This is a genomic window from uncultured Paracoccus sp. (genome assembly GCF_945915435.1).
Classification (GTDB): Bacteria; Pseudomonadota; Alphaproteobacteria; order Rhodobacterales; family Rhodobacteraceae; genus Paracoccus.
In genome coordinates, this window is sequence record NZ_CAMEFG010000010.1 from 1 (window position 1) to 26400 (window position 26400).

At 66.6% G+C, this 26400-nt stretch carries 21 protein-coding genes and 1 pseudogene; 9 read left to right on the top strand and 13 right to left on the bottom strand.

Annotated features, from left to right (window positions below):
• Positions 1-264: 264 nt before the first annotated feature.
• From Q0O97_RS05115 to tssI, 6 genes are all read right to left on the bottom strand, one after another.
• Positions 265-807 carry a hypothetical protein gene (locus tag Q0O97_RS05115; protein ID WP_294925883.1) on the bottom strand — a complete coding sequence of 181 codons (543 nt, stop codon included), beginning with the start codon at positions 805-807 and terminating at the stop codon, positions 265-267.
• Positions 807-1484, bottom strand: a complete 678-nt coding sequence (locus Q0O97_RS05120) for an RHS repeat-associated core domain-containing protein (protein WP_294925885.1) — start codon at positions 1482-1484, stop codon at positions 807-809. Before Q0O97_RS05120 ends, Q0O97_RS05115 begins: the two co-directional genes overlap by 1 nt.
• Before the next feature lie 61 nt (positions 1485-1545).
• Positions 1546-1884: a hypothetical protein gene (locus Q0O97_RS05125; protein ID WP_294925887.1), complete on the bottom strand. Its 339-nt coding sequence runs from the start codon at positions 1882-1884 to the stop codon at positions 1546-1548.
• Complete coding sequence (locus Q0O97_RS05130; RefSeq protein WP_294925889.1) at positions 1885-6855, bottom strand: RHS repeat-associated core domain-containing protein; 4971 nt, start codon at positions 6853-6855, stop codon at positions 1885-1887.
• A gap of 4 nt (positions 6856-6859) precedes the next feature.
• A complete protein-coding gene (locus Q0O97_RS05135; protein WP_294925891.1) occupies positions 6860-7291 on the bottom strand; it encodes a DUF1795 domain-containing protein in 432 nt (143 codons plus the stop codon).
• Positions 7291-9306, bottom strand: a complete 2016-nt coding sequence (gene tssI, locus Q0O97_RS05140) for a type VI secretion system tip protein TssI/VgrG (RefSeq protein WP_294925893.1) — start codon at positions 9304-9306, stop codon at positions 7291-7293. The genes Q0O97_RS05135 and tssI overlap by 1 nt, the downstream gene beginning before the upstream one ends.
• Before the next feature lie 546 nt (positions 9307-9852).
• Here tssI and Q0O97_RS05145 point away from each other — a divergent pair.
• Positions 9853-10845: a TerC family protein gene (locus Q0O97_RS05145; RefSeq protein ID WP_294925896.1), complete on the top strand. Its 993-nt coding sequence runs from the start codon at positions 9853-9855 to the stop codon at positions 10843-10845.
• Positions 10846-11006: 161 nt separating this feature from the next.
• On the opposite strand, the gene Q0O97_RS05150 is transcribed toward Q0O97_RS05145, so the two are convergent.
• From Q0O97_RS05150 to Q0O97_RS05160, 3 genes are all read right to left on the bottom strand, one after another.
• A complete protein-coding gene (locus Q0O97_RS05150) occupies positions 11007-11597 on the bottom strand; it encodes a biliverdin-producing heme oxygenase (protein WP_294925898.1) in 591 nt (196 codons plus the stop codon).
• Between the two features lie 71 nt (positions 11598-11668).
• Positions 11669-12757: a DNA polymerase IV gene (gene dinB, locus Q0O97_RS05155; protein ID WP_294925900.1), complete on the bottom strand. Its 1089-nt coding sequence runs from the start codon at positions 12755-12757 to the stop codon at positions 11669-11671.
• 54 nt (positions 12758-12811) lie between these two features.
• Positions 12812-13735, bottom strand: coding sequence for a LysR family transcriptional regulator (locus Q0O97_RS05160; protein WP_294925902.1), 924 nt, complete (start codon positions 13733-13735; stop codon positions 12812-12814).
• Between the two features lie 70 nt (positions 13736-13805).
• On the opposite strand from Q0O97_RS05160, the gene Q0O97_RS05165 reads away from it, so the two are divergent.
• Positions 13806-16631: an FAD-binding and (Fe-S)-binding domain-containing protein gene (locus Q0O97_RS05165; RefSeq protein WP_294925904.1), complete on the top strand. Its 2826-nt coding sequence runs from the start codon at positions 13806-13808 to the stop codon at positions 16629-16631.
• A gap of 84 nt (positions 16632-16715) precedes the next feature.
• Positions 16716-17594, top strand: coding sequence for a hypothetical protein (locus Q0O97_RS05170; RefSeq protein ID WP_294925906.1), 879 nt, complete (start codon positions 16716-16718; stop codon positions 17592-17594).
• 401 nt (positions 17595-17995) lie between these two features.
• On the opposite strand, the gene leuB is transcribed toward Q0O97_RS05170, so the two are convergent.
• Both leuB and Q0O97_RS05180 read right to left on the bottom strand, forming a co-directional pair.
• The gene (leuB, locus tag Q0O97_RS05175) at positions 17996-19120 is read right to left on the bottom strand and encodes a 3-isopropylmalate dehydrogenase (RefSeq protein ID WP_294925908.1); all 1125 of its coding nucleotides are present in this window, start codon (positions 19118-19120) and stop codon (positions 17996-17998) included.
• Between the two features lie 98 nt (positions 19121-19218).
• Positions 19219-19479, bottom strand: coding sequence for a hypothetical protein (locus Q0O97_RS05180; protein WP_294925910.1), 261 nt, complete (start codon positions 19477-19479; stop codon positions 19219-19221).
• A gap of 167 nt (positions 19480-19646) precedes the next feature.
• On the opposite strand from Q0O97_RS05180, the gene Q0O97_RS05185 reads away from it, so the two are divergent.
• Positions 19647-20048, top strand: coding sequence for a hypothetical protein (locus tag Q0O97_RS05185; RefSeq protein WP_294925912.1), 402 nt, complete (start codon positions 19647-19649; stop codon positions 20046-20048).
• A 36-nt stretch (positions 20049-20084) separates the two neighbouring features.
• On the top strand, positions 20085-20876 hold the full coding sequence (locus tag Q0O97_RS05190) for a uracil-DNA glycosylase (RefSeq protein ID WP_294925915.1): 792 nt from the start codon (positions 20085-20087) through the stop codon (positions 20874-20876).
• 8 nt (positions 20877-20884) lie between these two features.
• Here Q0O97_RS05190 and Q0O97_RS05195 read toward each other — a convergent pair whose 3' ends face one another.
• Entirely contained in the window at positions 20885-21658 is a 774-nt protein-coding gene (locus Q0O97_RS05195) for a protein-disulfide reductase DsbD domain-containing protein (protein ID WP_294925917.1), read from the bottom strand.
• Positions 21659-21768: 110 nt separating this feature from the next.
• Between Q0O97_RS05195 and Q0O97_RS05200 the strand changes: the two genes are divergently transcribed.
• A complete protein-coding gene (locus tag Q0O97_RS05200; protein ID WP_294925919.1) occupies positions 21769-22341 on the top strand; it encodes a YqgE/AlgH family protein in 573 nt (190 codons plus the stop codon).
• A gap of 16 nt (positions 22342-22357) precedes the next feature.
• Here the strand turns inward: Q0O97_RS05200 and Q0O97_RS05205 are convergent, their stop codons facing one another.
• The gene (locus Q0O97_RS05205) at positions 22358-23323 is read right to left on the bottom strand and encodes an L-threonylcarbamoyladenylate synthase (RefSeq protein ID WP_294925921.1); all 966 of its coding nucleotides are present in this window, start codon (positions 23321-23323) and stop codon (positions 22358-22360) included.
• A gap of 117 nt (positions 23324-23440) precedes the next feature.
• On the opposite strand from Q0O97_RS05205, the gene Q0O97_RS05210 reads away from it, so the two are divergent.
• From Q0O97_RS05210 to Q0O97_RS05220, 3 genes and pseudogenes are all read left to right on the top strand, one after another.
• Complete coding sequence (locus Q0O97_RS05210) at positions 23441-25135, top strand: acyl-CoA dehydrogenase (protein ID WP_294925923.1); 1695 nt, start codon at positions 23441-23443, stop codon at positions 25133-25135.
• 5 nt (positions 25136-25140) lie between these two features.
• Positions 25141-26112 (top strand): annotated as a pseudogene (locus tag Q0O97_RS05215) (MBL fold metallo-hydrolase); the annotation flags it as partial.
• Positions 26113-26263: 151 nt separating this feature from the next.
• Entirely contained in the window at positions 26264-26374 is a 111-nt protein-coding gene (locus Q0O97_RS05220; RefSeq protein WP_294926001.1) for an aa3-type cytochrome c oxidase subunit IV, read from the top strand.
• Positions 26375-26400 lie beyond the last annotated feature (26 nt).

Here is a 26400-nt window from a genome sequence, read left to right on the forward strand (position 1 = left end):
TCTTCGATACCGAAGCGGGCACGGCATGAAAGCCGTCGAAGGGGCCGACATAGGGAACCAGGCTCGCACGCTCTTCCTCGAACACTTCCCGGATCGTGCGCTTGCGCAGCTCGGGGTGCGTCTTTGCAGGAGAGTTGATATGCTTATTAAGCTGGATCATTAAAACAATTTAGAAAACTTTAGACTTGCCTGAGAGGAAGAAGGTAGTATGGCGCCAAGAAATGAAGAGCTTATGCAGACTCAGAAGATTGATTGCGCACATTTCTAACTTTGCAAAAGTGCGATGGCATGGTCTATGTAGTCTTCGGTGATGTAGGGCGCAAAGCCTGCATTTCCACCCGCTGCAAAGGATTTCTTATAATCCTTCAATTTATCGCGCTTGTCTGGAATTGCTAATGCTGCAATGTGCCGTAACGGAAGAGCGCCTGCGGAAGTGGGTGGAAGTTTGGCATACTTTTCTAGACCTGAATTCAGGTCCTGCTCTTCTGCCCAGTTGATTATGGATTTTGATATGTTCAAGATATCTTCTCCAGAAAATTCCTGAGAATATATGACTTGATTGATCTTAAAATCAACGATCAAGGGTGTGGTTTTGTTATTTGCACCCGAGATGATATCTACATAACTTGAAAATTTCTCGGTTGGGACAGAAAGAGCAAGATCAAGTTTCTGCTGATCGGGCAAAATTTTCAACCGAGGCTGTATTTGTACAAAACGATCAGAAAGGTCCATCCGACAGGATGTGCCGCCTCGCTTGGTTTTCCAGCCAAGTTGCTTGAAAATATCGACTATCTCTTTTTGGTTCATTAACCCGCAAGTCTCGGAAAGCTAATAATGGTCACGGGTATTCCATCAGGATGACCCTGTTCTGACAAGGGCCTTCCAGGGTCTAGCCCCAAGTTGGCTGCTCTCTGCCCCACAGGTATCGCATCGCCAGTTCCTAACAAGGGGTAGATTTCAGTCTGTCTTTGCGTAAGATCGGCATTTCCTGTCTTGATCTCAATCAGATGAGCCATGCCATCGTCCCCGCGGTAGCCGATGTCAGGTACTGTGCGCCCTCGGTTGACAGGGCCATTGAATGACGGACCTTCGACAACTTCATAACCCTCGGCTTCAAGATGTCTCCTGACATCGTCAACGCGTGCGTTGTGATGGGCGCGCTTTTCCTGAATGGTGGGTGGTTTCTTATCAGAATTGCGTGGTCTCTTTCCTCCACACCCGCTCAACCCCATCGGATCGACCCAGTTGTTCGGGTCGGCGACGTAGGCCTGGGGCCGCAGGCCGCCCATCAATCCGATGGGGTCGGGCGAAAGATATTGCGTCGCGTCGGGGTCGTAGTAGCGTTGGTTGTTGTAGTAAAGGCCGCTTTCCTCGTCCTCCCACTGCCCCTGGAAGCGGATGGGGCAGGTGGGGGCGTGGTCGAGGTTGGCGGCGTATTTGCGGGACGGCAGGTCCAGGGCCTCGGGCTGGCCCCACAGCGACAAGTCTTGCGCCAGGCGACGGCGGTGCCGTCTTAGGTAAACATCTCGCGTGATGAGGATACTATTAATAACTCTGCTGTCGTCGTTCCCATTCCAATAGAATGTTTTCGAGGGTTTCGCTATCGATCTCGGTTTCGTCGTGCGGAGCAAAGGAAAAGTTTTCGTCTTCCTCCAGTTCAAATATCCGAAAAGGAATCTCGACTTGCTCAAGCAAGGTTACGAGTGATCTCAGGCGGGTGGAAACCTCCTGATGGTTATTCATAAAAAGAAGGCCTTCATATAATGGTTTGCCTTCTGCAATGCGTGATCTTGCCTCCCCCAAGGAAAGTGAAAGGATCTTAGCCAGGTTTGCCACAGCAGGAAGATTTTTCTCTTGTTGAACCAGTATTGCAACTTTGCTCATCTAAAAATCCTCTGGGTAATTCGGGTTATTCGGTACGCCATAAGTGTCGTTCTGCCAGTTCCCGCCGTGCCAACGATGCTGATGCTCGTTGCGAGTGGCCGGATAGATGTTAGAGGGGTCATCAGCGAGCTGCGGATGATCCAAAGCGTTGTATTTATGGTGTCCTTCGATAGGTTGACCATCGAATGTCGGGGTTCGTCCGGCAATAATATCGTTACGCTGTTGTGGTGACCAGTCTCGGGTGCCTGGGCCACCGGCACGCAGTGCGCGCCGCTCCTGCGCCCAAAAACGGCTTACACCACGGTTACGGCGATTACTGAAACGTCGGTCCCAATTCAGATGTTGATATTCTGCACGAGTCGCCGTGCGTGCGTCAATCCTCGCTTGGATCGCACTGCGTTGCGATGGTGTGAGGGGTTGGAAAGGTGTAGAATACTGTGGCACTGTCGAGCCACACCCCTCCAACCCCATCGGATCGACCCAACTGTTCGGGTCGGCGACATAGGCCTGGGGCCGCAGGCCGCCCATCAGGCCGATGGGGTCGGGCGAAAGATATTGCGTCGCGTCGGGATCGTAGTAGCGCTGGTTGTTGTAGTAAAGGCCGCTTTCCTCGTCCTCCCACTGCCCCTGGAAGCGGATGGGGCAGGTGGGGGCGTGGTCGAGGTTGGCGGCGTATTTGCGGGACGGCAGGTCCAGGGCCTCGGGCTGGCCCCACAGCGACAGGTCTTGCCGCCAGGCGACGGCGGTGCCGTCCTGGGTGAACATCTCGCGCGGGGTGCCGATGTGGTCGGTGACGAGATAGTGCAATTCGTCGCCCGCCGCCCGCGCGAGGGGGCGATAGGATCCCGGATCGTAGATCCAATGCGCGGCCTGTTCCCAGTCCGGGGCGCCGTCGGGACCCAGCGGGGCCTCGGCAACGATGCGGGTGCCTTCCCACTGGTAGGCGCGGCCCTGGCCTGCCGGGATGAAGCCGGGGGAATCGGCGTCCTCGCGCCCGCCCGAGACCACCTTGAGCCGCTGGATACGCCGCCCGAGCGCGTCGTAGACATAGCGCCAGACCGCGCCCTGCGGGGTTTCCAGCCGGACCAGATGGCCCTGCGCGTTCCAGCCCATGCGCCAGATGCGGGGGCGAAAGCCGGGTTCCTCGATGCGTTTTTCGATGACGCGGCCGGCGTCGTCGTGGGTGTAGTGGACGTGGCCGCGCTGGCGGACCCGGCCCGCGTCCTGGCTGACCTTTTCGCGTGCCATGCCGGTCGCGATCTCGGTCAGGTTCTGGCTGGGATCGTAGCCGAAGCGGCTGACCAGGGTCGTGTCGCCGTGGCGGCTGGTCTTGGTGACGCCGACCACCTGGCCGCGCGGGTCGTAGTCGAAACGCTTCTCGCCCGTGATCCGGTCGTTGACCGAGACGGGCCGATGGGCGCGGTCCCACTGGTAGGTGCGGTGGGCCAGCGCGCCGGCGCGGGTGATGTGGTCGTTGCGGTGATCGCCGGTCAGCGCGCCGTAGCGGACCTCTTCGGGCAGGGCAGAGAGGGGGCCTGCGATCTGTTCGACCAGCAGGCCGAGGTTGCTGTAGCCCTGCGTCAGCGCGAATCCGGCCTGGCTGCTGCGCATGGTTTCCAGCCCGCGCGGATCGTAGGCAAAGCGCAGCGCGTCATGGTTGCCGATGCGCAACTCCTCGACCTGGCCCGCCGCGTTGTAGCTGGAGGCCAGCGGCAGCACGTCGCCCGTGCGCGCGATGCGCCCAGAGCCGTCGGGCGCGTATTCCGAGCGGATCTCGCGCCCGTTCAGCCTTTCGCTGGTGATGCGGCCCATGATGTCATAGCCGTATTCGACCACGCTTTCGGCGGTCTCGGCACGGATCAGGCGGCCCGCGACGTCATAGGCAAAGCGCGAACGCGACAGTTCCGCGCCGCGGATGAATTGCAGTTCGGTCAGCTGGCCCGCCTTGTTGCGCAGATAGGCCCGGCGCGAGCCGTCTGGCATCAGCGCGCCGGTCAGGCGGCCCGCCGCGTCGTAGTCGTAGCGCGTGACCAGCCCGGCATAATCGCGTTCCGCCCGGATGCGGCCAGCGGTGTCGTAAGAGATCTCATACCGCTCGCCCTTCTGGTTGACGATGGCGGTCAGCCGGGTCATCGCGTCATGTTCAAAGCGCAGGCGGTGGCCCTGTTCGTCGGTCATGCCCAGAAGCAGGTCGAACGCGCCGTATTCCATGCGCCGGGTCGCGCCCTCGCCGTTGGTGACGGTGGTCAGCAGCCCCTCGCCGTCATAGGCGGCATGGGTGGTGGAGCCGTCGGGCAGGGTGACGCTGCGCATGTTGCCGCGCGGGTTTTCCGGGCCGCGGCTGTGGTCCCAGGTGGTCTCAGTCCCGATCTCGTCCGAAAAGCGGACCAGCCGCCCCTCGGCGTCATGCTTCATCTGCTGCTCGAATCCGGCGATGGTGCGCAGCATGCGCGGGCGTTGCAGCATGTCGTAATAGAAACGTTCCTGCTTGCCGCCGGGATAGTCGATGCGCAGCACCTGCCCGTTGGGCGCGCGGCGATAGCGCAGGATGTTGCCGTCCGGCTGCTGGACCGAGGCCAGGTTGCCCCGGTCGTCATAGCGGAACAGATGCGTCGCGCCGCTGCTGTCGGTATGGGACCGGACGCGGCCGGACAGGTAATAGCTCCAGCTTTCGCTGGTGCCGTCGGGATAGGCCAACCCGACCAGATCGCCTTGCGAATCATAGCTGTAGCGGGTGACGTTGCCCAAGGGATCGGTGCGCGACAGCACGTTGAAGCTGCGGCCCCATTCGGTCAGCCACTCGGCCCCCAGCGGGTCGATCTCGCGCCAGACAAGGCCGCGCTCGTTCCAGTCGAAGATCGTCACCGCGCCGACGGCGTCGGTCGAGATGGTGCGCCGGGCGTCGAGGTCGTATTCCAGCGTGCAGCCCATATGCCCCGAATCCGACCAGTTGCGGATGACGCGGCCGTGGGGTCCGTATTCGTAATGCGCGCGGGTCAGGCGGGTGTCGGCCCAGCCGGTCAGGCGTTCCTGTTCGTCATAGGTATAGCGCAGGGTGCCGGTCTGGGACGAGATCGACTCGGACAGGATATTGGCGCTGGTATAGTTCCAGACGAATCCGCAATCGGTGCTGCCGGGCGCATTCAGCACCGCGCGGCGGATCACCATGTCGCGGCTTTCGACCGACAGGCTGAAGCCGTCCGAATGGAGGACTTCCTTCAGCCCGCTGTCGTCATAGACGAAGCGGATACGGTTGCCGTTGCGGTCTTGCAGGCGGCTCAGCAGGACGCGGTTGCGGATGCGATGCTCGAAGATGGTGAAGGTCTGGCTGCGCCTGTCAAAGACATAGAGCATCCCCGACCGCTCGCCCGCAAGGGTCAGGTGGGGAAAGCGGATGTTGGTGGCGTTGACCTGTTCGTTGGGTGCGTGGAAGGTGATCAGGACGCCTTCATCGTCCTGATAGATGATTTCGGGGCCGTTGACGACCAGATGTTGTGCCCATGTGCCGGCCCAGTGGCGGCCCTGGATGCCTTCGCATCCCGGCGCATAGCTGCGCGTCAGCACCAGCGGAATGGTGCCGGGAATGGCGATGTCGGTGCGCGTCTCGCTGACCTGCCCCGAGGCGACATCGACCGGGTCGCCGGCCTTGGTTTCGGTGGCCTTGGGCTTGCTCTTTACCGGCTCGGATTGCGTATTCTCGGGCTGCCGGTCCCTGGGCTTTGGCTGGGCAGGGGCGCCGTCGTCAGGGCGGGGCTTCGGCGTGGTCGAGCCGGCATTGTCCGCATCGGGCTTGTTGTTCGGCTTGTTGTTCGGGCCACCGTCCCCGTCGGGCCTGCTGGCCGGCGGCTTGTTGCTGGGTCCCGGATCCGGCTTGGGGGCCGGATTGTTCGGGCCGCCGTCACCATCGGGCCTGGTGTTCGACACCGGGTCCGGCTTGGGGGCGGTCGGCGCATCGCCATCGGGTGCCCTGACCGGCATGGAAGCGTCGGGCTTGGGCGTGGGCGTGCCGCCGGGGGTATCGCCCTTGTTGCCCTTGGGTCCGGGCAGGAAGTCCAGCAGCACGATCCCGGTGCGCACGATCCGCTGCAACATGCCGGGGTCGATGTCCAGCGCATAGGGGCTGGTGTCCATGTCGATCGCGATCGAGGGAACCCCGTCGTTGATCGTGCCGTCGCAATTCGTCTTGTGGCCGATCCGGGCGATGGGCTTGTTGTTGGCGAAGACCGTCTCGGCCCCTTCCGCGACCTGCTTGGTCGGGCCGTGGTTTTCGCAATTCACCAGGTCCTCGACGCGGGCGACGGGCTTGCCCTGGAAATGGACGTTGGGCGAGCCGGTCGCGATCTCGCCCTTGTTCTTGCCGTATTGCCCGGCGGCCGAGGCGAAGCCCGCGCCAAGCCCGCCGACCAGACCGCCCGCCGCAGCCGCCAGCAGGACGACGCCCAATCCCATGCCGCCCGTGCCGATGATGAAGGCGCCCACTGCCACCGCCGCCAATGCGCCAAGCGCCATCGCCCCGATCGTCGCCCATGTGCTGACATGCGCGATGGGGTGGCCGACGGTCGCGGGCATTTCGCCCTGTTCGGGCAGCGGTTCATAGCCCAGCCAACTGCCGACCGTGCTCATGGCGGCATGGCCGAGGAACTCACCGCCGAAGGAACCCAGCTTGGCGGCCCCCAGCCCGACCAGCCCCGCCAGCGCCGCAGGCCCTGCCGCCGCCAGCGCTGCCGAGCCTGCCGCGCCGATGCCTGCCCCGCCGATCAGGGTGGCTCCGCCCGCGATGGCCGTGGGCACGGCGACCCCCACCCCGGCCATGACATACCCACCCGCCTCCGAGTCGATGAAGTCCAGCGTGTTGTCCCAGCCCCGCACGAAATCGGACCTTGCGGAGTTGTCGATGATCTCGGGGCTTGCGCCCAGGTTCTGATTGGCCAGATCGGCCCCGGTCGTCGCGCCAGCAGCCATCCCGCCCATGTCGTCAGCTCCGCTTGGGTTGTTGCAGGTTCAGCGTCGAGACGATGCGCCGCACTTCGTTGGCCTGGCCGGGCGTCATCATCCCCGGCATCGAGCCGGTGACGACCATCGCGCGCCCCTCGGGCAGTTGGACCGTGGTGATGATCTGATGCATCGGGCCTTGCTTGGACATCCAGGTGATTTCGACCTCGAAGGCGGCGGCGCGGGCGATGGTGACGGGCTTGCGGGCCAGCAGCTTGAAATCCGTCAGCGCGTCCGAGACCTGGTTCAACTGATCCTCGACATATTCGTTGAAGGCCATGCCCCAGGGAATGTCGTCGCGGGTGATCGAAAGGGTCAGCCCCGGCTCAAGCGGGCCGCTGCTGGATACGACATTGATCGTCTGGTCGCGCCAGCCGTGGGGAACGTCCATCGTTCCCTCGTTGAAGACAAACATCACGAATCCTTGTTGAGGTGGATCATGGCACCGATCTGGTTCAGGCCCTCGGCGGTGAAGGCGATCGAGGCGCCGTTCGAATGGATCACGATATGATCGGCGGTGATCTCGATCCCGGAATTTTCGCCGACGCCCAGGAAGATGCGCTGGTCGGCGGTGATGTGGGTTTCCTCTACCGCGTGGGTGGTGACGTTGATGTCGGCCTCGACGGTGAAATTGTTCTCGGTCTTGTTCGAGATGTCCTGCATGGCTTCCAGCGCGATCTTGCCGTCCTTGGCCTTCATCGCGATGTCGTCGTCGGCGTGATAGGTGATGTTGCCCGGACCCGCCTCGCCCGCAAGGGCGGTTTCGTTGATCGTGTTGGCGGTGCTCGAACGGTTCAGCGCCACGGTCTCGGTCAGGTTGCCCGATTCGATGGCCTTGGTCTCGTCGCCCGTCGCCACGGTGATCGAGCGGTCGCCCCGGTTCACGCGCGTCGTCTCGTTGTCCTCGATGACGCGGTTCATGTCCTTTTCGGCGTGCAGGAAGATTTCCTCCATGCCCAGCTCGTCCTCAAACATCAATTCGTTGTTGCCGCCGCCGTTGTGGGACTTGGTCTTGAAACCGGAACGGGTCTTGCTGGCCGGCAGGTCGTAGATATTGGCGTTCGAGGCGTTGACGACGCAGCCCGTCACCAGCGGCTTGTCGGGGTCGCCGTCGATGAAATCGACGATCACCTCCATCCCGATGCGGGGGATGACGACCTGTCCCAGGCCCGCGCCCGCCCATTGCTGGCTGACCCGGCAACGCATGGAAATCGCGCCTTCCAGGTCCCAGTGGAACCGCACGAGGACGCGGCCGTATTCGTCGCAGTCGATCTCGCCCTCGCCCACGACCATCGCGGTCTGCGGGCCTTGCACGATGGGGGCGGGGGTCTTGCGCGGCGGCGCCAGCGGGGCCGAGGCGGGCATCAGCACGAAGCTGCCGCTGTAGGAATAGCCGTCGCTGATCGTCGCCCCCGAACCATAGCTTTCGGACACGAAGGTATGATGCGCGGCAAGGCAAAGCTGGCGCGGATCGCCGATGTTCTCGACCCCGTTCGCATCCAGTTCGACCACCATGCCCGCGCCAAGCGACACGCAATCGCCCACCGCCCGGTTGCGCCGGTCGCCGCCCTGGAACTGGTCGTTTCGGATGCGCGCGATGCGGCGGCCTTCCTCGCGGTCCAGGTAGGTGCCGGGGTATTCGTAGCTTTCAAGCTGGCCAAAGGCATATTTCGCATCCGCCACCTGTTCAGCCATCATGTCGGCGCGCGGGGTCTTGAAGTTGTAGTCGATCAGCCGGACCGCGCCCGTCTTGATCTTGCGCTCGGGTTCGAGGTCCCAGAAATGTTCGTCCTCGGGCTGGTGGTGGCCATCGACGGGCTTGAAGGCGCGCCGGGTGCCGGGGACGGTCTTGTGGTTGGTGTCGCTGTCGGTCAGAACCATCGTGTGGTTCCCCTCGGTATGCTCGAAATGATACGAGATCCCGAAGCGTTCCATCAGGCGGCTGGCGAATGCAAAGTCGCTTTCGCGGTATTGCACCGTATATTCCAGCACCGGATAGTCGCTGGCCAGCCGCAATTCCAGCGCGGGCGAACCGGCGCCGGAATAGGGGGCCAGCACCTCGCGGATGATCTGGTCCACGGTCTTGCCGTGAAAGATCTTCTGGTTGAAGCGCTGGTCGGCCAGCCAGAACCACGGACGCAGCGCAAGGTTGAAGCGATAGCCGTTCTCGCCCGCCCCCGCGTAGCGCACCCGCGTCACGATCCCGTCGAAATGCCGCGCGCCGTGGCGGGTCTGGACGATCACGGTCGCATGGGTGCCCAGAAGCTGGTCGAAATCGACCGAAGGGACGGGTGAGAGCGCCTCGACATCGTATTCAAAGGGCGCGTTCATGTAGTCGCTGCCGTAAAACCGCAGCAAGGCCAGGTTCTGGGGGCCAAGGACGGTGCTGAGCCGGCCAAGGCGCGCATCCTGCTTGAAAGGCATGTTCATGGTGGGGCGACCTTCCTGCGCGTGATCGGAGACCTGGAACGATTATCGCATTTTTACGGACTATTGGCACAAAATGGCAAGCCATGCGGAAAGGGTGGGCGATCCGCGAAAAGGCGGGCGACACCGCCCGCAGGTTGTCCGGGCGCGGCGGCTGTCGTGAAAAAGGCAGGACTGCGCAACCGGGAATTGAATGCGCGGACGTGGGTGATGCCGAGGCGCGACGGGGCAGGGGCGGTGATCACGAAAATTTTTGCGCAGCGTTGCCCGCCTGCCACAGATTTGGCAGGATGCCGGAAATCCAGGGTCCGGCGCGCGTCCTGCGGGTCGCGGGGTGCGGTTTTTTCAGGCCGGGTGCTTGAAACCGGATCGCCCTTCGCTAAGTTCTGATCTCGCGGGCCGGGCCCCTCTGGCGACAGGCGATCCACGCTTTTCGTGATGTCGGACCGCATCGGGTAACAGCGCCCGATGGCATGCCCGGTGTTTTTCGTTTCCGCGAAGCCTGCCCGGCCATGCCCTCTGGCGCCCATCGAAAGGACGACAGGGGAAATGGACTTTCTCTTCTTGCTGTTTCTGGGCAAGCCGCTCTGGCTGTGGCTGACTTTCCTTGCGATCGTGCTGGTGCTGCTGGTGCTGGACCTTGGCGTGCTGAACAAGGGCGACCAGGAAATCGGGGTCGCGAAAAGCCTCAAGCTTTCGGCGTTCTACATCACCCTGGGCGTGCTGTTCGGCGGCTTCGTCTGGTGGCAGTTGGGCCTTGAGGCGGCGGGGCTATACCTGACCGCCTTCGTGGTCGAGAAATCGCTGGCGATGGACAATGTCTTCGTCATCGCGATGATCTTCGGCTTCTTCGCCATTCCGCGCAAATACCAGCACCGCGCACTGTTCTGGGGCATCCTTGGCGTGATCGTGCTGCGCGGGCTGATGATCGGCTTTGGCGCGGCGCTGGTGAACAACTATCACTGGGTGCTGTATGTCTTTGCGGCCTTCCTGGTCTTTACCGGCGCGAAGATGCTGCTGGCCAAGGACGATGAAGAGGTGGACATCGCGAACAACCCGCTGCTGAAGTTCCTGCGCCGCCGCCTGCGCGTCACCGACGATCTGCGCGGGCATTCCTTCCTGGTGCGCGAACCGGACCCTGCGACCGGCAAGCTGCGCCTGTTCGCCACGCCGCTGCTGCTGGCGCTGGTGATGATCGAGATCGCGGATGTCATCTTTGCCGTCGATTCGGTGCCCGCGGTCTTTGCGATCACCTCGGACCCCTATATCGTCTATACCTCGAACATCTTCGCGATCCTGGGGTTGCGGGCGCTGTATTTCGCGCTGGCGGCGATCATCCACCGCTTCCACTACCTGAAATATGCGCTTGGCGTGCTGCTGATCTTCATCGGGTCCAAGGTCTTCGTCGCCGACCTGCTGGGGTGGGAGAAGTTTCCGGCCAGCATCTCGCTTGGCGTGACCTTCGCGATCCTGTCGGTCGGCGTGGCCTGGTCGCTGTGGAAGACGCGGGGCGACAAGGCGCCGGGCCGGATCGGGGGCTAGCGCCGATTTCTGCGGCGCGGCGCGGATTGCGCGGTCGTGCCGTGGGTATTTGGGTGATGAAGAAAGGGGGCGGGTCGCCCGGCATGCCGTCGTCGGGTTTTTCCGGCGGCGGTTTTTATCGGGGGAGTGCGTGCTGGCGGATGGCTGGCGTGGGGGCAGGATCAGGCGCGGCAGCCGTCCACCAGCCCCTGCACGCGGGCGAAGGCGGCATTGGCGCCGGCGATCACGCGATCCTGCTGGGCGGGGGTCAGTTCGGCGGCGTTCAGCCCGTCCTTGAAACGGCGCCAATGGGCGGCGCGGCCTTCGGGCGCTTCGGCGAGGTGGCGGGCGCCGTGGGTTTCGGACAGGCCCATCTTGTGCGCGGCCTTGATCAGGAATGCCGCGCCGAGGTTCGAGCCTTCGACGACATAGAGCCAACCCAATGCCTCGGGCAGGTCGGTGCCCTGGGGCAGCGCCGATTGCGGCTGTGCGGGCAGGTTCGCGCCGAGGTCGGCGCCGTCCTGCGTCACCGCGGGCAGGCGGCAGAATTCGGCCAGGCCCGGGATCAGGGCTTGCAGGTCGGCGCGTTCGTAAAGCGGCGCGACATCGGCGTGCAGCGCATGCTGGATGCGCAGGAAGGTGGTGTAGTTCGCGACGTCCCGGAAGGGTTCGAGCTGCATGATCGAGCTGTCCAGCACCTCATGCGTGCTGCGCGTCGCGTGTTTGAGCCGGTCCGACAGCGCGGGGGCGGTCGTGGTTTCGGTTTGCGTCATGGGCGGCCTTTTGGGGTTGGGGCAGGGTGTCCACCTTGCCCGCCGTGCCTGGCCTGCGCAAGCCGGTCCGGCTAGAGGCGCAGTTGCAATTGTTCGGGATGGCTTGTGTCGTTTTCGGGCGCCTCTTGCAGCGAGGACAGGGTGACTCCCAGCAGCCGCACCCCCTTGGCCGTGGGAAACAGCGGCAGCAGCAGCGCCAGTGTCAGCGCGGCCATCTCGTCCCGGCTGCGCAGGGGGTCGGGGGTGGTGCGGCGGCGGGTGACCTGCTGGAAGTCGGCGTATTTCACTTTGATGGTGACGGTGCGCGCCGACAGCCCCCTGCCCCGGCATTGCTGCCAGACCCGGTCCACAAGCGGCAGGATCTCGTCCCGCGCCTGCCCGGGCTGGTGGATGTCGGTGGCGAAGGTGTCCTCGGTCCCGATGGATTTGCGGGGGCGGTGCGGCTCGACCGGGCGGTTGTCGATGCCCTGCGCGATCTGGTGATACCAGTTGCCCGCCTTGCCGAAATGCTGGCGCAGGAACTCGGGCGTTCTGGCGCGCAGGTCGGCGCCGGTCAGGATGCCCAGCCGTTCCATCCGCGCGGCGGTGGCCGGGCCGATGCCGTGGAACCTGCCGATCGCCAGCCGGGCGACGAAGCCGGGGCCTTGCGCGGGGGTGATGACGGCCTGCCCGTCGGGCTTGTTCAGGTCGCTTGCCATCTTGGCCAGGAACTTGTTGTAGGAGACCCCCGCGCTGGCCGTCAGCCCGGTTTCCGCCCTGATCCGGTCGCGGATCGCCCGCGCGACCAGCGTGGCCGAGGGGATGGCCTGCCTGTTCACCGTCACGTCCAGATAGGCCTCGTCCAGCGAAAGCGGCTCGATCAGGTCGGTATGTTCGGCGAAGATCCGGCGGATCTGGGCGGAAACGGCGCGGTAGACCTCGAACCGGGGGCGGACGAAGATCAGTTGCGGGCAGCGCCGCTTCGCCGTGACCGAGGGCATGGCCGAGCGGACGCCGAAGACCCGCGCCTCGTAGCTGGCGGCGGCGACCACGCCGCGCGCCGCCGCGCCGCCCACCGCCAGCGGCTTGCCGCGCAGTTCGGGATTGTCGCGCTGCTCGACCGAGGCATAGAAGGCGTCCATGTCCACATGGATGATCTTGCGCATGTCGCCTTGCGTCATCTCGTGTCCGTCCAGCCGCATATGGGGCCAAGCGTGCAGATATGGCGCGGCTTTTCAAGATGGCGCGGCGGGGGCGAAGACGGTCGCCTCGCAGATCCGCAGGAAGCGCGTCGCGGCATGGGACAGCGCCCGCCGCGCGGGCCGGATCAGCGAGATGCGGCGTTCCAGCGACAGGTCCGCCAGCGGCAGGAAGGCGATGCGGGGGTCGTCGAACAGCAGCACCGCCTTGCGCGGCAGCAGGCCGATCCCGATGCCCGAGCGGATCAGGCAAAGCTGGCCAAAGGTGGATTGCACCCGCAGGGGGCCGGATTTCAGCGCCTCGGGCAGGCCGGGATGGGCGGCCAGCAGCCGCGCGGTGCCGGTGCCCTTGTCCAGATGCACCAGTTGGGCGGGGTCGATCTGGTCCAGCCGGGGCGGGTGGCCCAGGCGGGTCAGGGGGTGATCCGCGGGGGTGGCAAGGCCGAAGGGGTCGCGTTCGATCTCGTGCAGGTCCAGCAGGGCAGAGGCGCCGGAATAGCCCGCGATGGCCAGGTCCAGCGTGCCGTCGGCGACCTTTGCGGCCAGTTCGTCCGCCGGGCCGTCGTGCAGCACCAGCCCGACCCCCGGATGGCTGGCCCGGAAGCGCCGCAGCGCGGGCGCCAGCACCCCCGCGACCGCCGAGGGCGAGGCGCCCAGCATCAGCCGCCCTTGCCGCAGGCCCGCGCTGTCGTGCAGCCGGGCAAGGGCATGGTCCAGCGCCTGGATGGCGGGGCGGGTTTCGTCGATCAGCGCCAGCCCCTCGGGGGTCGGCTGCGGCGGGCGCATCCGGCGGTCGAACAGGGCAAGGCCCGCGCTTTCCTCGAGCTGGCGCACGGTTTCCGTCAGGGCCGAGGGCACGACGCCAAGCCGGTCCGCCGCGCGCACGAAGGAGCCTTCGTCGCGGATCGCATGCAGCGCGCGCAGGTGGCGCAGGTTGATATTCGTATTTTGCGAATTCATCTTCATTTCATTCTATTTTTACGAATCCGAAATTCGTGGTTCAAGGGGAAAAACCTGTCCGGGAAACGCCATGTCTGACAGCCAGCCCCTTGCCCTGCTGAAGGACGCCCTGCGCGCGCAGGGGTTTCGCGGGGAAATCCAGGCCGACAGCGCCCTGCGCGCGGCCATGTCCACCGACAACTCGGTCTATCAGATCTGGCCCGACGTGATCGCGGCGCCCCGGCACGCCTTGGACGTGGTGCGGGTGCTGCGCGCGCTGAAAGACCCTGCCTTCGCCGATGTCGCGCTGACCCCGCGCGGCGGCGGCACCGGCACCAATGGGCAGAGCCTGAACCGGGGCCTGATCCTGGACATGCGCCGCCATATGAACCGCGTGCTGCATATAGATCCGGTCGAGGGCTGGGCCGATGTCGAGCCTGGCGTCGTGCTGGATGCGCTCAACGACGAATTGCGCCCGCACGGGTGGTTCTTCGCGCCCGAGACCTCGACCGCGACCCGCTGCACGATCGGGGGGATGGTTTCGACGGATGCCTCGGGCAAGGGGTCGCGGATCTACGGCAAGACCTCGGACAACATCCTGGGGCTGGAGATCGCCCGGCCCGAGGGGCTGCTGTCCAGCATGGATCCCGTGCCCGGTTGGGGGCGCGCCATGCTTGCGCGGGCCGAGGCGGGCGCGCGGCAGGGCAGGGCGGCGCTGGTCGCCGCCACGCCGCGCCTGAACCGGCGCTTTACCGGCTACGATCTGGAACGCGCCTGTCCCGAAGGCGGCGGCTTTGAGTGGTGGCGGCTGTTTCCGGGGGCCGAGGGCACGCTTGGCCCGATCACCCGCATCCGCGTCGCGCTGCGCCGCATCCCGCCGGAAAAGCGCCTGATCGTCGCGGGATTCGCCGGTTTCCGCGATGCGCTGGCCGCCGGCGCCCCGCTGCTGGACGACGATCCTACCGCCATCGAGGTGATGGACGAATGGGTCCAGCGCATCGCGCAAGAGGCGGGCATCCTGACCCGCCTGCCCGAGGTGCTGCGCCCCCAAGGCCCGGTCGCCTATGTCTTTATCGAGTTCAACGGCCATGACGGCGCCGAAATGGAAAGCCGCATCGCTGCCTGCATGGCCCGCCTGCGCCGCCTGCCGGGGCTGATTGCCCTTCACCACACCCGCGAGGCCGCCGAGATCCGCGAGCTGTGGGCGATCCGTTCCGCCGGGGTCGGGCTGCTGGGCAAGGTGGACGGCCCAAGCCGCCCCGTCGCCTTTGTCGAGGACTGCGTGGTTCCCCCCGAAAACCTGCCCGCCTTCGTGGACGATTTCCTGGACGTGCTGCGCGCAAACGGCCTGGGGTTCGGCATCCACGGCCATGTCGATGTCGGCTGCCTGCATATCCGCCCGGCGCTGAACATCGACGAGGGCGCGGACCGCGACAAGCTGGTGGCGGTTTCGGACGCGGTCTTTGCGCTGACCCGCAAGCATGGCGGCATCTTCTGGGGCGAACATGGCAAGGGGGTGCGCGGTGCCTATCTGCCCGAATGGCTGGGACCGCGGGCCTATGGCGGGTTGCAGGCGGTCAAGCGGGCCTTCGACCCCGACGAACGCTTCAACCCCGGCAAGCTGGTCGCGCTGGCGCGCCCGCTGATGGGGATCGCGACGACGCCCTTTCGCCCCTTCAACCCGGCCCCCGGCGATGCGCTGGAAAAGGCGTTTCGCTGCAACGGCAACGCGCAATGCCTTGGCTATCAGGCGACGGTGCCGATGTGCCCGTCCTTCAAGGCGACGGGGGACCTGCGCCACTCGCCCAAGGGCCGCGCCGATGCGCTAAGGGCGTGGAAGCTGGCCCGCGAAGGCGGCCCGCCCGTCGATGAGGCCGACCTGATGGCGGCGCTGGACACCTGCCTGGGCTGCAAGGCCTGTGCGACAAGCTGCCCGGTGCAGGTCGATATCCCGACGATGCGCGCGGCCTTCTACGCCGACCACTACAGCCGCAAGCGGCGCCCCCTGCCGGATCGGCTGGTGCTGCTGGCCGAGCGTTTCAGCCCCCTGGCCCTGCGCCTGTCGCCACTGTTGCGCCCGCTGTGGCCCATTGCCCGACGCGTGGCCGAGCATGCGCTGCGCAGCGTCGATCTGCCCGAAAGGCTGGCCGTGCCCGTCCCGGCGCGGCACCGCCTGACGGAAAGGGGGCTGCGCAAGCCCTTGCCGCCCGATGCGGTCCTGCTGTTTCAGGACTGGTTCACCGCGCTTTTCGACGGGCAGGTCGCGCGCGACGCCATCGACGGGCTGACCGCCCTTGGCTATCGCCCGATGCTGGTCGGGATGCGCCCGGCGGGCAAGGCTGCCCATGACATGGGCGCTGCCGGTTTCCGCCCGCTGGCCGCGCGGCTGTCCCGGCTGCTGTGCCTGGCCGAAGGCACGGGGGCGCCCCTGATCGGGCTGGACCCCGCCTTCGTGATGATGCTGCGGCAGGATTATCCCAAGGCGGGGCCCAAGGCCGGGCTGGCCCCGCCCCGTCTGCTGTTGCCGCAAGAGTTCCTGGCAGAGCAGATCGCGCAGGGCCGCGCGCTGCCCCGTGCCGCGGCGGGGACCGGGTTGCGGATCATGTCCCATTGCACCGAAGCCGCCGCCCTGCCCCAGGCCGGGGCGATGTGGCGGCAGGTCTTTGCCGCGATCGGGATCAACGCCATGCCGCAACCCGCGGGTTGCTGCGGCATGGCGGGGCTGTTCGGCCATCGGCAGCGCCACCAGCACATGTCCTTGCGGCTTTACGATGCAAGCTGGCGTCAGCCGGTCGAGGACGCGATTCCCCTTGCCGCCACCGGCTTTTCCTGCCGCTGCCAGGCTGGGCGGCTCAGCGGCAAGGCGCTGCGCCATCCCCTTGGGCTGATCGCGGATGCGCTGCGCGGAGCGGGCTGAGGGCCGGGTTCGCGCTATCCTTGCGGCCCGGCATGTAGTAGACTGGACAGGCGCGCGAATGCCAGCCTGGGCAGGTGTCTGGTCATGGAATATCCGAAAGCCCTCGGCCTTCGGGAAATCCTGGCGCATCCCGGCTTTCCCGACTGCCTTGCCAGCAATGCCGATACCTTGCTGGCGCTGAACCGCGGCCATCCCAACGTCGTGCGCTATCTGGCCGACGGCCGGCGCTGGATGCTGACGCAGGCCATGCTGGCCCTGCATTTTGAACATGCGCGGGATGCCCGGCGCGCGCCGGTTTCGCCCGGCGAAATGCTGCGCGTGCTGCAAGGCACCCGGATCGCCAGCCGCAACACGGTGCTGTCCTTCCTGCAAGAGGCGCGGAAATACGACCTGATCCAGCCGCTTGGCTGCGAGGACCGCCGCCGCCACGACTTCCACGCGACGCCCAGGGCGCTGGCCCTGTTCCGCCTGTGGTTCGACCCGCATCTGAAGGCGCTGGACCTGCTGGACGGGGGCGGGCGGCTGGCCCTGTCGCAGCAGCGTCCCGAGGCGTTGGGTCTGGCCCAGCCCCTGCTGGCGGCCGAGATGCTGCGCCGTCCGGCGTGGCGCACGCCCTCGCCCGCCATCGCGCTGTTCACGCGGGCGGTGACGGGCAGCAACATCCTGCATGAGATCGCGGCCCGCGCCCGCCCCGGCCAGGGGCGGGACCGGATCTGGATCGGGCCGGTGACCTCGACCGGGATCGCGGCGCGGCAGATGATCTCGCAAAGCCATGTGTCGCGGCTCTTGTCGCGCGCGCGGGCGGCGGGGCTGATCGGCTGGGAAAGGCGGGGCAACCGGGGGGATTGCTGGGTCTCGGCCGGGTTGCTGCGCGAATACCGGGACTGGCAGGCGATCAAGTTCCGCGCGATCTCGGTCGGTTTCGCATGGGCGATCCGGGGAATCGTCCGGGCGCGGGCCTGATGCGAAACGGCGCAGGGCCAGACCTGACCCCGCGCCGCCACCTTCTTGCATCACCCAATCCCCCCAAGGGGACCCCGTCATGGCCGCTGCCATTTCACCGGCAGGACGGCAGGCGCGGGCACATCTACCGGGGCAAGCCCCGCCGCGCCCCTGCGGACAGGCGACGTCCGCCCAAAGCGGCAGGGACTGCCGGTTACTCGTCAATATCGCGCCTTGCCGTTCCATGATCGGGTAAACAAAGGATAGGCCGGGACCACCCCGTCACGGCAAGCGAAATCCTGCCGACCGGACAACCCATTTCTGGTCCCATCCGGCAGCGCATTGAAAAGAATAAGAAAGGGGACCGCGCCGTGATGGCGGCGGTCCCGGTATTGCTGCTGCGGTCTTGCGCCGGAAAGCTGTCAGGCCAGCGCGCCAAGAGCCGCGACGATGCGGTCGCCCATCTCGGCGGTGGAAACGGGGGTGCCGCCTTCGGGACCAAGCAGGTCGGCGGTGCGGGTGCCGTCGGCCAGCACCTTCTCGACCGCCTTTTCCAGCAGGTCGGCATCGGCGCCCTGATCGTAGGAATAGCGCAGCGCCATCGCGAAGGACAGGATGCAGGCGATCGGGTTGGCCTTGCCTTGCCCCGCGATATCGGGGGCGCTGCCGTGGACGGGTTCATACATCGCCTTGGGCCGCCCGTTCGCCATCGGCGCGCCGAGGCTGGCCGAGGGCAGCATGCCAAGGCTGCCCGTCAGCATCGCCGCCGCGTCCGACAGGATGTCGCCAAAGAGGTTGTCGGTCACGATCACGTCGAACTGGCGCGGGTGGCGGACAAGCTGCATCGCGCCGTTGTCGGCATACATGTGCGACAGTTCCACGTCGGGATATTCGTTGTCGTGGACCCATTGGACTTCCTCGCGCCACAGGATGCCCGATTCCATCACATTGGCCTTTTCCATCGAACAGACCTTGTTGCCGCGCTTGCGGGCCAGCTCGAACGCGGCGCGGGCGACGCGGCGGATCTCGCCGCTGGTGTAACGCTGGGTGTTGATGCCGACGCGGCCCCCTTCGTTTTCGGGGTTGTTGCCGTCGTCATGGATGCCGCGCGGTTCGCCGAAATAGACGCCGCTGGTCAGTTCGCGCACGATCAGGATGTCCAGCCCCGCGACCACCTCGCGCTTGAGCGACGAGAAATCGGCCAGCGCGTCGAAGCATTGCGCCGGGCGCAGGTTGGCGAACAGGTCCATTTCCTTGCGCAGGCGCAGCAGGCCGCGTTCGGGTTTCACGCTGAAATCCAGGTTGTCGTATTTCGGGCCGCCGACCGCCCCCAGCAGAACCGCATCGACCGATTGCGCCTTTTCCATCGTCGCATCCGCCAGCGGCACGCCATGCGCGTCATAGGCGGCGCCGCCGACCAGATCCTCGCTCACGTCGAAACTCAGGCCGCGGTTCGCTTCGAACCAGCCGATGACCTTGCGCACCTCGGCCATGACCTCGGGTCCGATGCCATCGCCGGGCAGAATGAGCAGGGAATAGGTCGTCATCTTGATAGTCCTCTGCATGAAAAAAGCTGGCTTTCGCCTATCGTCCGGGCCGCATAGCGTCAAGCGCGACAAGATGCGGCCCGAACCCTCCGCAAGGGTCAGCGGCGGGCAAGCTGCTCGGTCGCCTCGGCGGTGCGGCGGGTGTTTTCGTAGATGCCAAGCGCCAGGTAGATGCCGCCGAAGATCAGCACGACATAAAGCGCACCCACCACCAGGACGGCCAGCCCGGCCAGGAAACCGCCGCCCTGCGGCGTTCCGAAGAACATGACGCCCAATGCCGCGAGAACGACCCCGATGATGGACAGGACGGCCATGACATCGACGATTTTTTCCAGGGATTGAACAAAGAACCCGCGCATGGTTTTCTCCTTTGCCGGTTTGCCGCGATGGAATGGGACGGACCGTGGCAGGATGCGGGGGCGGGATCAATCCCCGGCACGGGGCGGTGGATCACGCTGAATTGGGTTGCGGCCCGGCCCCGGATCGGGCGGGATGGCGGCAGAACTCGAATACGGAAGGGAACCAGATGCGATTTTGCAAGGCCGCCATCGCCGGGATCCTCGTCGCCGCCGCCCCGGCATTCGCCGACGGGGGGATCACCGTGCAGCTTCCCGACGTCTCGCAACTGCCCGAATCCGAAGCGCGCGCGCTGATTGCCGAGCTGGCGAACGTGAACGTCATCACCTCGAACTGCCGGGGATACGAGATTTCCAGCGGCGAGTGGACGCTGATCACCGGGACCGGCGACAAGCTGGCCGCCCGGCTGGGGCTGGACCCCTCGTCCTACGACCGCGAATATTACGGCGCGGCCTTCAAGCTGCTGGACGATCCCACCGCCTGCGACCGGATCGGGCCGACCGCGCAGCCGCTGATCCAGCGCCTGATCGGCATGGGCGGCGGGACCGAGCCGCTGAGCCAGCCGCAATAGCTTGTGGCGCCGCGCGGCAGGCCCTAGCTTCGGGGCATGATTGATCTGAGCTACCGGGGATTCGCGCTGGACGCGGAAACGGCGCTGGCCCTGCTGCAATGGCAGGCCGAAATGGGCGCGGATGAGCCATGCCTGGACGCCCCCATCGACCGGCTGGCCGAGGCCGCGGCCGCCCGGCCCGCAGCCCCCGCGCAGGAACCACCCGCCCCGGTCGCGGCGGGCGAGGGCGATCATGTCCAGACCGCGCGCCGCATGGCCGCCGCCGCGGATTCGTTACAGGCGCTGGCCGAGGCGATGCGGTCCTTCGACGGGTTGGAGATCCGCAAGGGCGCGCGCAACTTCTGCCTTGCCGACGGCAATCCCAAGGCGCGCGTGATGATCATCGGCGAGGCGCCGGGCGAGGAAGAGGACAATCGCGGCCTGCCCTTCGTCGGACGCGCGGGGCAGCTTCTGGACCGCATGTTCGCCGCCATCGGCCTGGCGCGCGATTGCGTCGATGCGCAAAGGGCGCTCTATATCACCAACGTCCTGACATGGCGCCCGCCGGGCAACCGCCGCCCCGAGCCGCATGAGATCGCGATGATGCAGCCTTTCCTTCAGCGCCATGTCGAACTGATCGACCCGCAACTGATCGTGCTGATGGGCAATACGCCCTGCCAGGCGGCGCTTGGGCGGCAGGGTATCCTGCGGCTGCGGGGGAACTGGACGACCGCCTACGACCGCCCCGCGCTGCCGATGACGCATCCGTCCTATCTGCTGCGCACGCCGCTGGCCAAGCGCGAGGCATGGGCCGACCTTCTGTCGCTGGCGGCGCGGCTGGACGGGTAGCCGCCGAATCAGTCCCCTGCGCGGCAACCCTGGTATTCGGTCGCCTCGCCGTCCGCGATCAGGGTCAGGCGCACCTCGGCGGGGGTGATGGGAAAGGGCTTGCCGCTGTCGTCCACGAATTCCGCCGATGCCGTCGCGCCGCCGCCCCCCGCCTCAAGCGATACGGGCGAGGACCAGATGGCGCTGTCGCCAAGCTCGATCGCGGCGGCCTCGGGCGTCGGGCCGTCGGGCAGGGTCAGGGTGATGCGCATCCCGTCCTCGATTTCCTCGACCCGGCAGGGGGGCTGGACCTGCGCGCGGGCGGGCTGGTCGTCCAGCGCGCGCAGGATCGCGGGATCTGCCTCGGCACCCGCGGGCGCGGGGTCCAGCGCGACATGGGCGGGCACGCAGATGTCGCGGCACAGCCCGAATTCGACCGAACCCGCCAGCCGGATCGGGTGCCCCTCGGCCTGCGGCGCGATGCGGATCGGCAGCACCAGCCGGTCGTGATAGCCCAGGCTGGCCTCGCCCGCCGATTCGATCACCTGCGGGCGGGGCCAGTGGATCGTCACCTTTCCCATGTTTTCCGAACCCGACCAGTCGAAGCTGGGCGGGATGCCGGTTTCGCCGGGGCTGCGCCAATAGGTTTTCCAGCCCGGTTCCAGCACCAGCTCCAGCGCGGTCATGCGGTGGCCGTCGCCGGTCACCCATCCGGGCAGCAGGCGGGCCGATTCCAGCCCCGGCGGCAGGTCCTGCGCCGCCAGCGGCAGCGCCGATGCAAGAAGGAATGCGATCACTTTCATGCCCGCGACAATGCCGCGCGCGTGGGGCAGGGTGAAGTCACAACTTCGCCAATCCCTTGCCTAATCCGCCCCAAGCCCCGATCTTGATGAAAAGCGACAGGAGAATGCGCATGGACCAGTCGAGCAACCTGACCGGCAAATTGCTGATCGCCATGCCGGGCATGCTGGATCCGCGATTCGAAAGATCGGTGATCCTGGTCTGTGCCCATTCGGATGACGGCGCGATGGGGCTGGTGGTGAACCGCCCGCTGCCCGAACTGGGTTTCGCCCAGCTTTTGCAACAGCTTGGGATCGAGGGCGGCGCGTCAGCCGACCCCGTCCCCGTGGGCTTCGGCGGCCCGGTCGAGCCGGGTCGCGGCTTTGTCCTGCACCGCGCCCGCCCCCGCGACGACCAGACCGAGGGCACCATGTGCATCGGCGAGGACCTTGCCATGACCACCACCCGCGACATCCTGGAAGACCTTGCGCAGGGCAGGGGGCCGCAGCCCGCGCTGCTGGCGCTTGGCTATGCCGGATGGGGTCCGGGGCAGTTGGACAATGAAATTCTGGAAAACGGCTGGCTGACGGCCGAGCGGGGCGACGACATCATCTTTGGCGCCGAGAACGACACGAAATGGCTCAAGGCCATGCGCGGCCTGGGGATCGACCCGCTGGCGCTGTCATCCGCCGCCGGGCGCGCGTGATCAAGGGCGCGGTTGATCAAGGGCGGGGGGCCGCCGCCCGGCGCAGCCGGTCGTTGATCGCTGCCCCCAGCCCCTGTTCCGGGATCGGCGCGACCGAGATCGGCCTGCCTGTCATGTCCGCCCGGATCAGCAGGTCGAACAGGTGCGAGGCGGCTTCGGTCAGGTCGCCCGCTGGCGACAGGTTCAGCGCACCGCCGCTGTCGGGGCCGAAACCGATATGCACCTCGTCCGGGGCGGGATCGGTCACGTTCAGCCGCAGGGGTGCGTCGGGCGCGTAATGGCTGGCAAGCTGGCCGGGCGAGGTCGGCGCGTCCGGGTTTGCGCCCGCGCGCAGCAGGGGGCGGTCCAGCAGGGCCTCGATCGCCTCGACCGGAATGCCGCCGGGGCGCAGCAGGACCGGATCGCCTTGCGCCGTCCAGCCGATGATGGTCGATTCGACCCCGACCGCGCAGGGGCCCGCGTCCAGCACCGCCGGGATGCGCCCGCCAAGCCCGCGCGCCGGATCGGCGACATGGCCCGCCGCCGTCGCGCTGACCCGCCCCGAGGGGTTGGCCGAAGGCGCCGCCAGCGGCTTGCCGAAGGCGCGCAGCAGGGCGCGGGCGGTCGGATGGGCGGGCACGCGCAGCCCGATGGTGGGCAGCCCCGCCGTGGTGATCGAGGCGATCCCGGCATCCGCACGCAACGGCAGCACCATCGTCAGCGGGCCGGGCCAGAAGGCGTGCGCCAGCGCCTCGGCCTGCGGACCAAGGCGGGCGATGCGCCGCGCGGCCTTAATATCCGCGACATGGGCGATCAGGGGGTTGAAGGCCGGGCGCCCCTTGGCGGCATAGATGCGCGCCACCGCCCGCCCGTCGGTCGCGTCGGCGGCAAGGCCATAGACCGTCTCTGTCGGGATCGCCACGGGATGGCCCTGCGCCAGCAGCGCGCAGGCGGCGGCGATGCCGGCATCGTCCGCCGTCAGGATCGCGGTCGCCTGCTTCATTGGCCCTGCCGAATTGACGTCGGGTCGAGGTTGCCGGGTTGCATATTCACGATAAGCTGAGGTCCATTAACATTTGCCTGATCCGACGCCAGGCTGCCAACCGAAGGTTTTGAACATATGGCATACCGCGCTCCAGTCGAACAGATCCGTTTCATCCTGGACCATGTCGTGGGCTTTTCCGAGGTCGCGGCCACCGACCGCTTTGCCGAGGCCTCGGCGGACACCGTTCAGGCCATTCTGACCGAGGCGGGCCGGATCGCGTCCGAGGTCTTTGCCCCGCTCAACCGCGCGGGCGACCTGAACCCGGCGCGGCTGGAAAACGGGGTGGTGCGGTCGTCGCCGGGCTATGCGGGGGGCTTTGCCGCGCTGGCCGAAGGCGGCTGGATCGGGCTGTCGGCGGATGCGGCGCATGGTGGGATGGGAATGCCGCTGTCGCTGAACGTCGGCGTGAACGAGATGCTGTCGGGCGCCTGCCTTGCACTGCAACTGAACCCGCTGCTGACCCAGGGCCAGATCGACGCGCTGGAACATCACGCCGACGATGCGATCAAGGCGCTATACCTGCCCAGGCTGATTTCGGGCGAATGGTCGGGGACGATGAACCTGACCGAGCCGGGGGCCGGCTCCGATGTCGGTGCGCTGACCTCCAGGGCCGAACCGGCGGGCGACGGGACCTATCGCATCACCGGGCAGAAGATCTTCATCACCTGGGGCGATGGCGACCTGACCGAAAACATCTGCCACGCGGTTCTGGCGCGCCTGCCGGACGCGCCTGCCGGAACGCGGGGGATCAGCCTGTTCATGGTGCCCAAGTTCATCCCCGACGAGAACGGCCGTCCCGGCACCGCCAACAGCCTGCGGGTCGTCAGCCTGGAACACAAGCTGGGCATCCACGGCAGCCCCACCTGCGTGATGAGCTTCGAGGGCGCGACGGGCTGGCTGATCGGCCAGGAAAACAAGGGCATGGCCGCGATGTTCACGATGATGAACAGTGCCCGTCTGGGCGTCGGCATCCAGGGCGTCGGCGTGGCCGAGGCGGCGCTGCAACAGGCCGTCGAATACGCCACCGAGCGCAACCAGATGGGCCCGATCATCCGCCACCCCGACGTGCGCCGGATGCTGGCCGTCGGCCGGGCCGAGGTCTTTGCCGCGCGCGCGATCTGCCTTGCCTGCGGCGTGGCGCTGGACATGGCGCGCGCGACCGGCGGCGCGGAATGGGCGGCGCGCGCGGCGTTCCTGACGCCGATCGCCAAGGCGCATGGCACCGATGTCGGCTGCCGCGTGGCCGACATGGGCGTGCAGGTCCACGGCGGCATGGGCTATATCGAGGAAACCGGCGCCGCCCAGTTCCTGCGCGATGCCCGGATCACCCCGATCTACGAAGGCACGAACGGCATTCAGGCGATGGACCTGGTCGGGCGCAAGCTGTCCGACGACGGGGCCGCCGCGATGAACCTGCTGGACGAGGTTCTGGACGGCGCCCAATCCGCCCAGGCCGGCCTGCCCGATCTGGCCAATCACGTCTGGCAGGCCGCCGAGACATTGCGGGAAGCGACCCAGGACCTGCTGGAACGCCAGCCGGACGACCGTTTCGCGGGCGCGGTGCCCTATCTTGCCGCCTTCGCGCGGGTTCTTGGTGCGCATTTCCACCTGCGCGCCGCCGCTGCGGGGGGTGGGGATCAGGTCACGCTGGCGCGGATCTACATCACCCGCGTCCTGCCCCATTTCGCCGCCGATCTGACCGAGGCCCGTGCGGGCCTTGCCGATCTGGAAGCGATCAGCGACGGCGCGCTGGCCGGGGTGCCGGGCTAGGGGGCATGGTTCGGACGGTCGCGACGCCGCCTCCGCCGCCGGGCGAGGCGGTGCTGCTGGCGCCGGGCGTGCTGTGGCTGCGCATGCCGCTGCCGATGCGGCCCGACCACGTCAACCTTTACGCGCTGGAGGACGGCGACGCCTGGACGGTGATCGACACTGGCATCGATTCGGGCCGCACCCGCGCGATCTGGCGCGCGCTGCTGGACGGTCCCCTGCGGGGCCGCCCGGTCCGGCGCGTGCTGGTGACCCATCACCATATCGACCACATGGGGCTGGCGGGCTGGTTCGTCGGACGCGGGGCTGAACTGCTGACCAGCCGCACCGCATGGCTGATGGCGCGGATGCAGGTACTGGACGTGCAGGAACGTCCGACCGAACAGGCGCTGGCCTTCTGGCGCGCCGCCGGGATGCCCGCCGCGATGCTGGCCGCGCGCGGGGCCGAGCGTCCCTTCAACATGGCCGACACCTGCCACCCGCTGCCGCCCGGCTTTACCCGGCTGGCGCAGGGCGGGACCGTAACCATCGGCACCCGTGAATGGGCGGTGCATATGGGCAACGGCCATGCGCCCGAACATGTCACGCTGTGGTCGCAGGACGGGGCGCTGGTGATCGGGGGCGACCAGCTTCTGCCCTCGATCTCGCCCAATCTCGGGGTCTATCCGACCGAGCCGCTGGCCGATACCGTCGGCGACTGGCTGGAAAGCTGCGACCGGCTTGGCGGGCTGGCGCGCCCCGGCCAGCTTGTCCTGCCGGGGCACGGACTGCCCTATGCCGGCCTGCCCGAGCGGCTGGCCCAGATGGCCGAAAACCACCGGATCGTGCTGGACCGGATGGTCGAGGCGCTGCGCCACGGGCCGCGAACGGCGGCGGGGTGTTTCGACATCCTCTTTCGCCGCAAGGTCGGCCCGGCGGCCTATGGCCTGGCGCTGGCCGAGGCGGTCGGCCACATCAACCATCTTGCCGCCACGGGCCGGGTGTGGCCCTGCGGCAAGACCGCGGACGGCGCTGTGCTATGGGGGGGCGTGACAGCGCCGCATTCATCGGTTATCCGTCTGTCAAACGCTGCAAACCCAGGGATCACTCATGGCCGATCATCACGAAGTCACCCACCATACCGTCGGGGAAATGGACACCCGCGAACAGCAAAGGACCTTTCAGGGCTTTCTGAAACTGGCAAGCTGGGTCGTCGTGCTGTCGATTCTGGTCGTGATCTTCCTGGCGCTGGCCAATTCCTGACCTCAAAGAACAAGCGGAGCTGACCC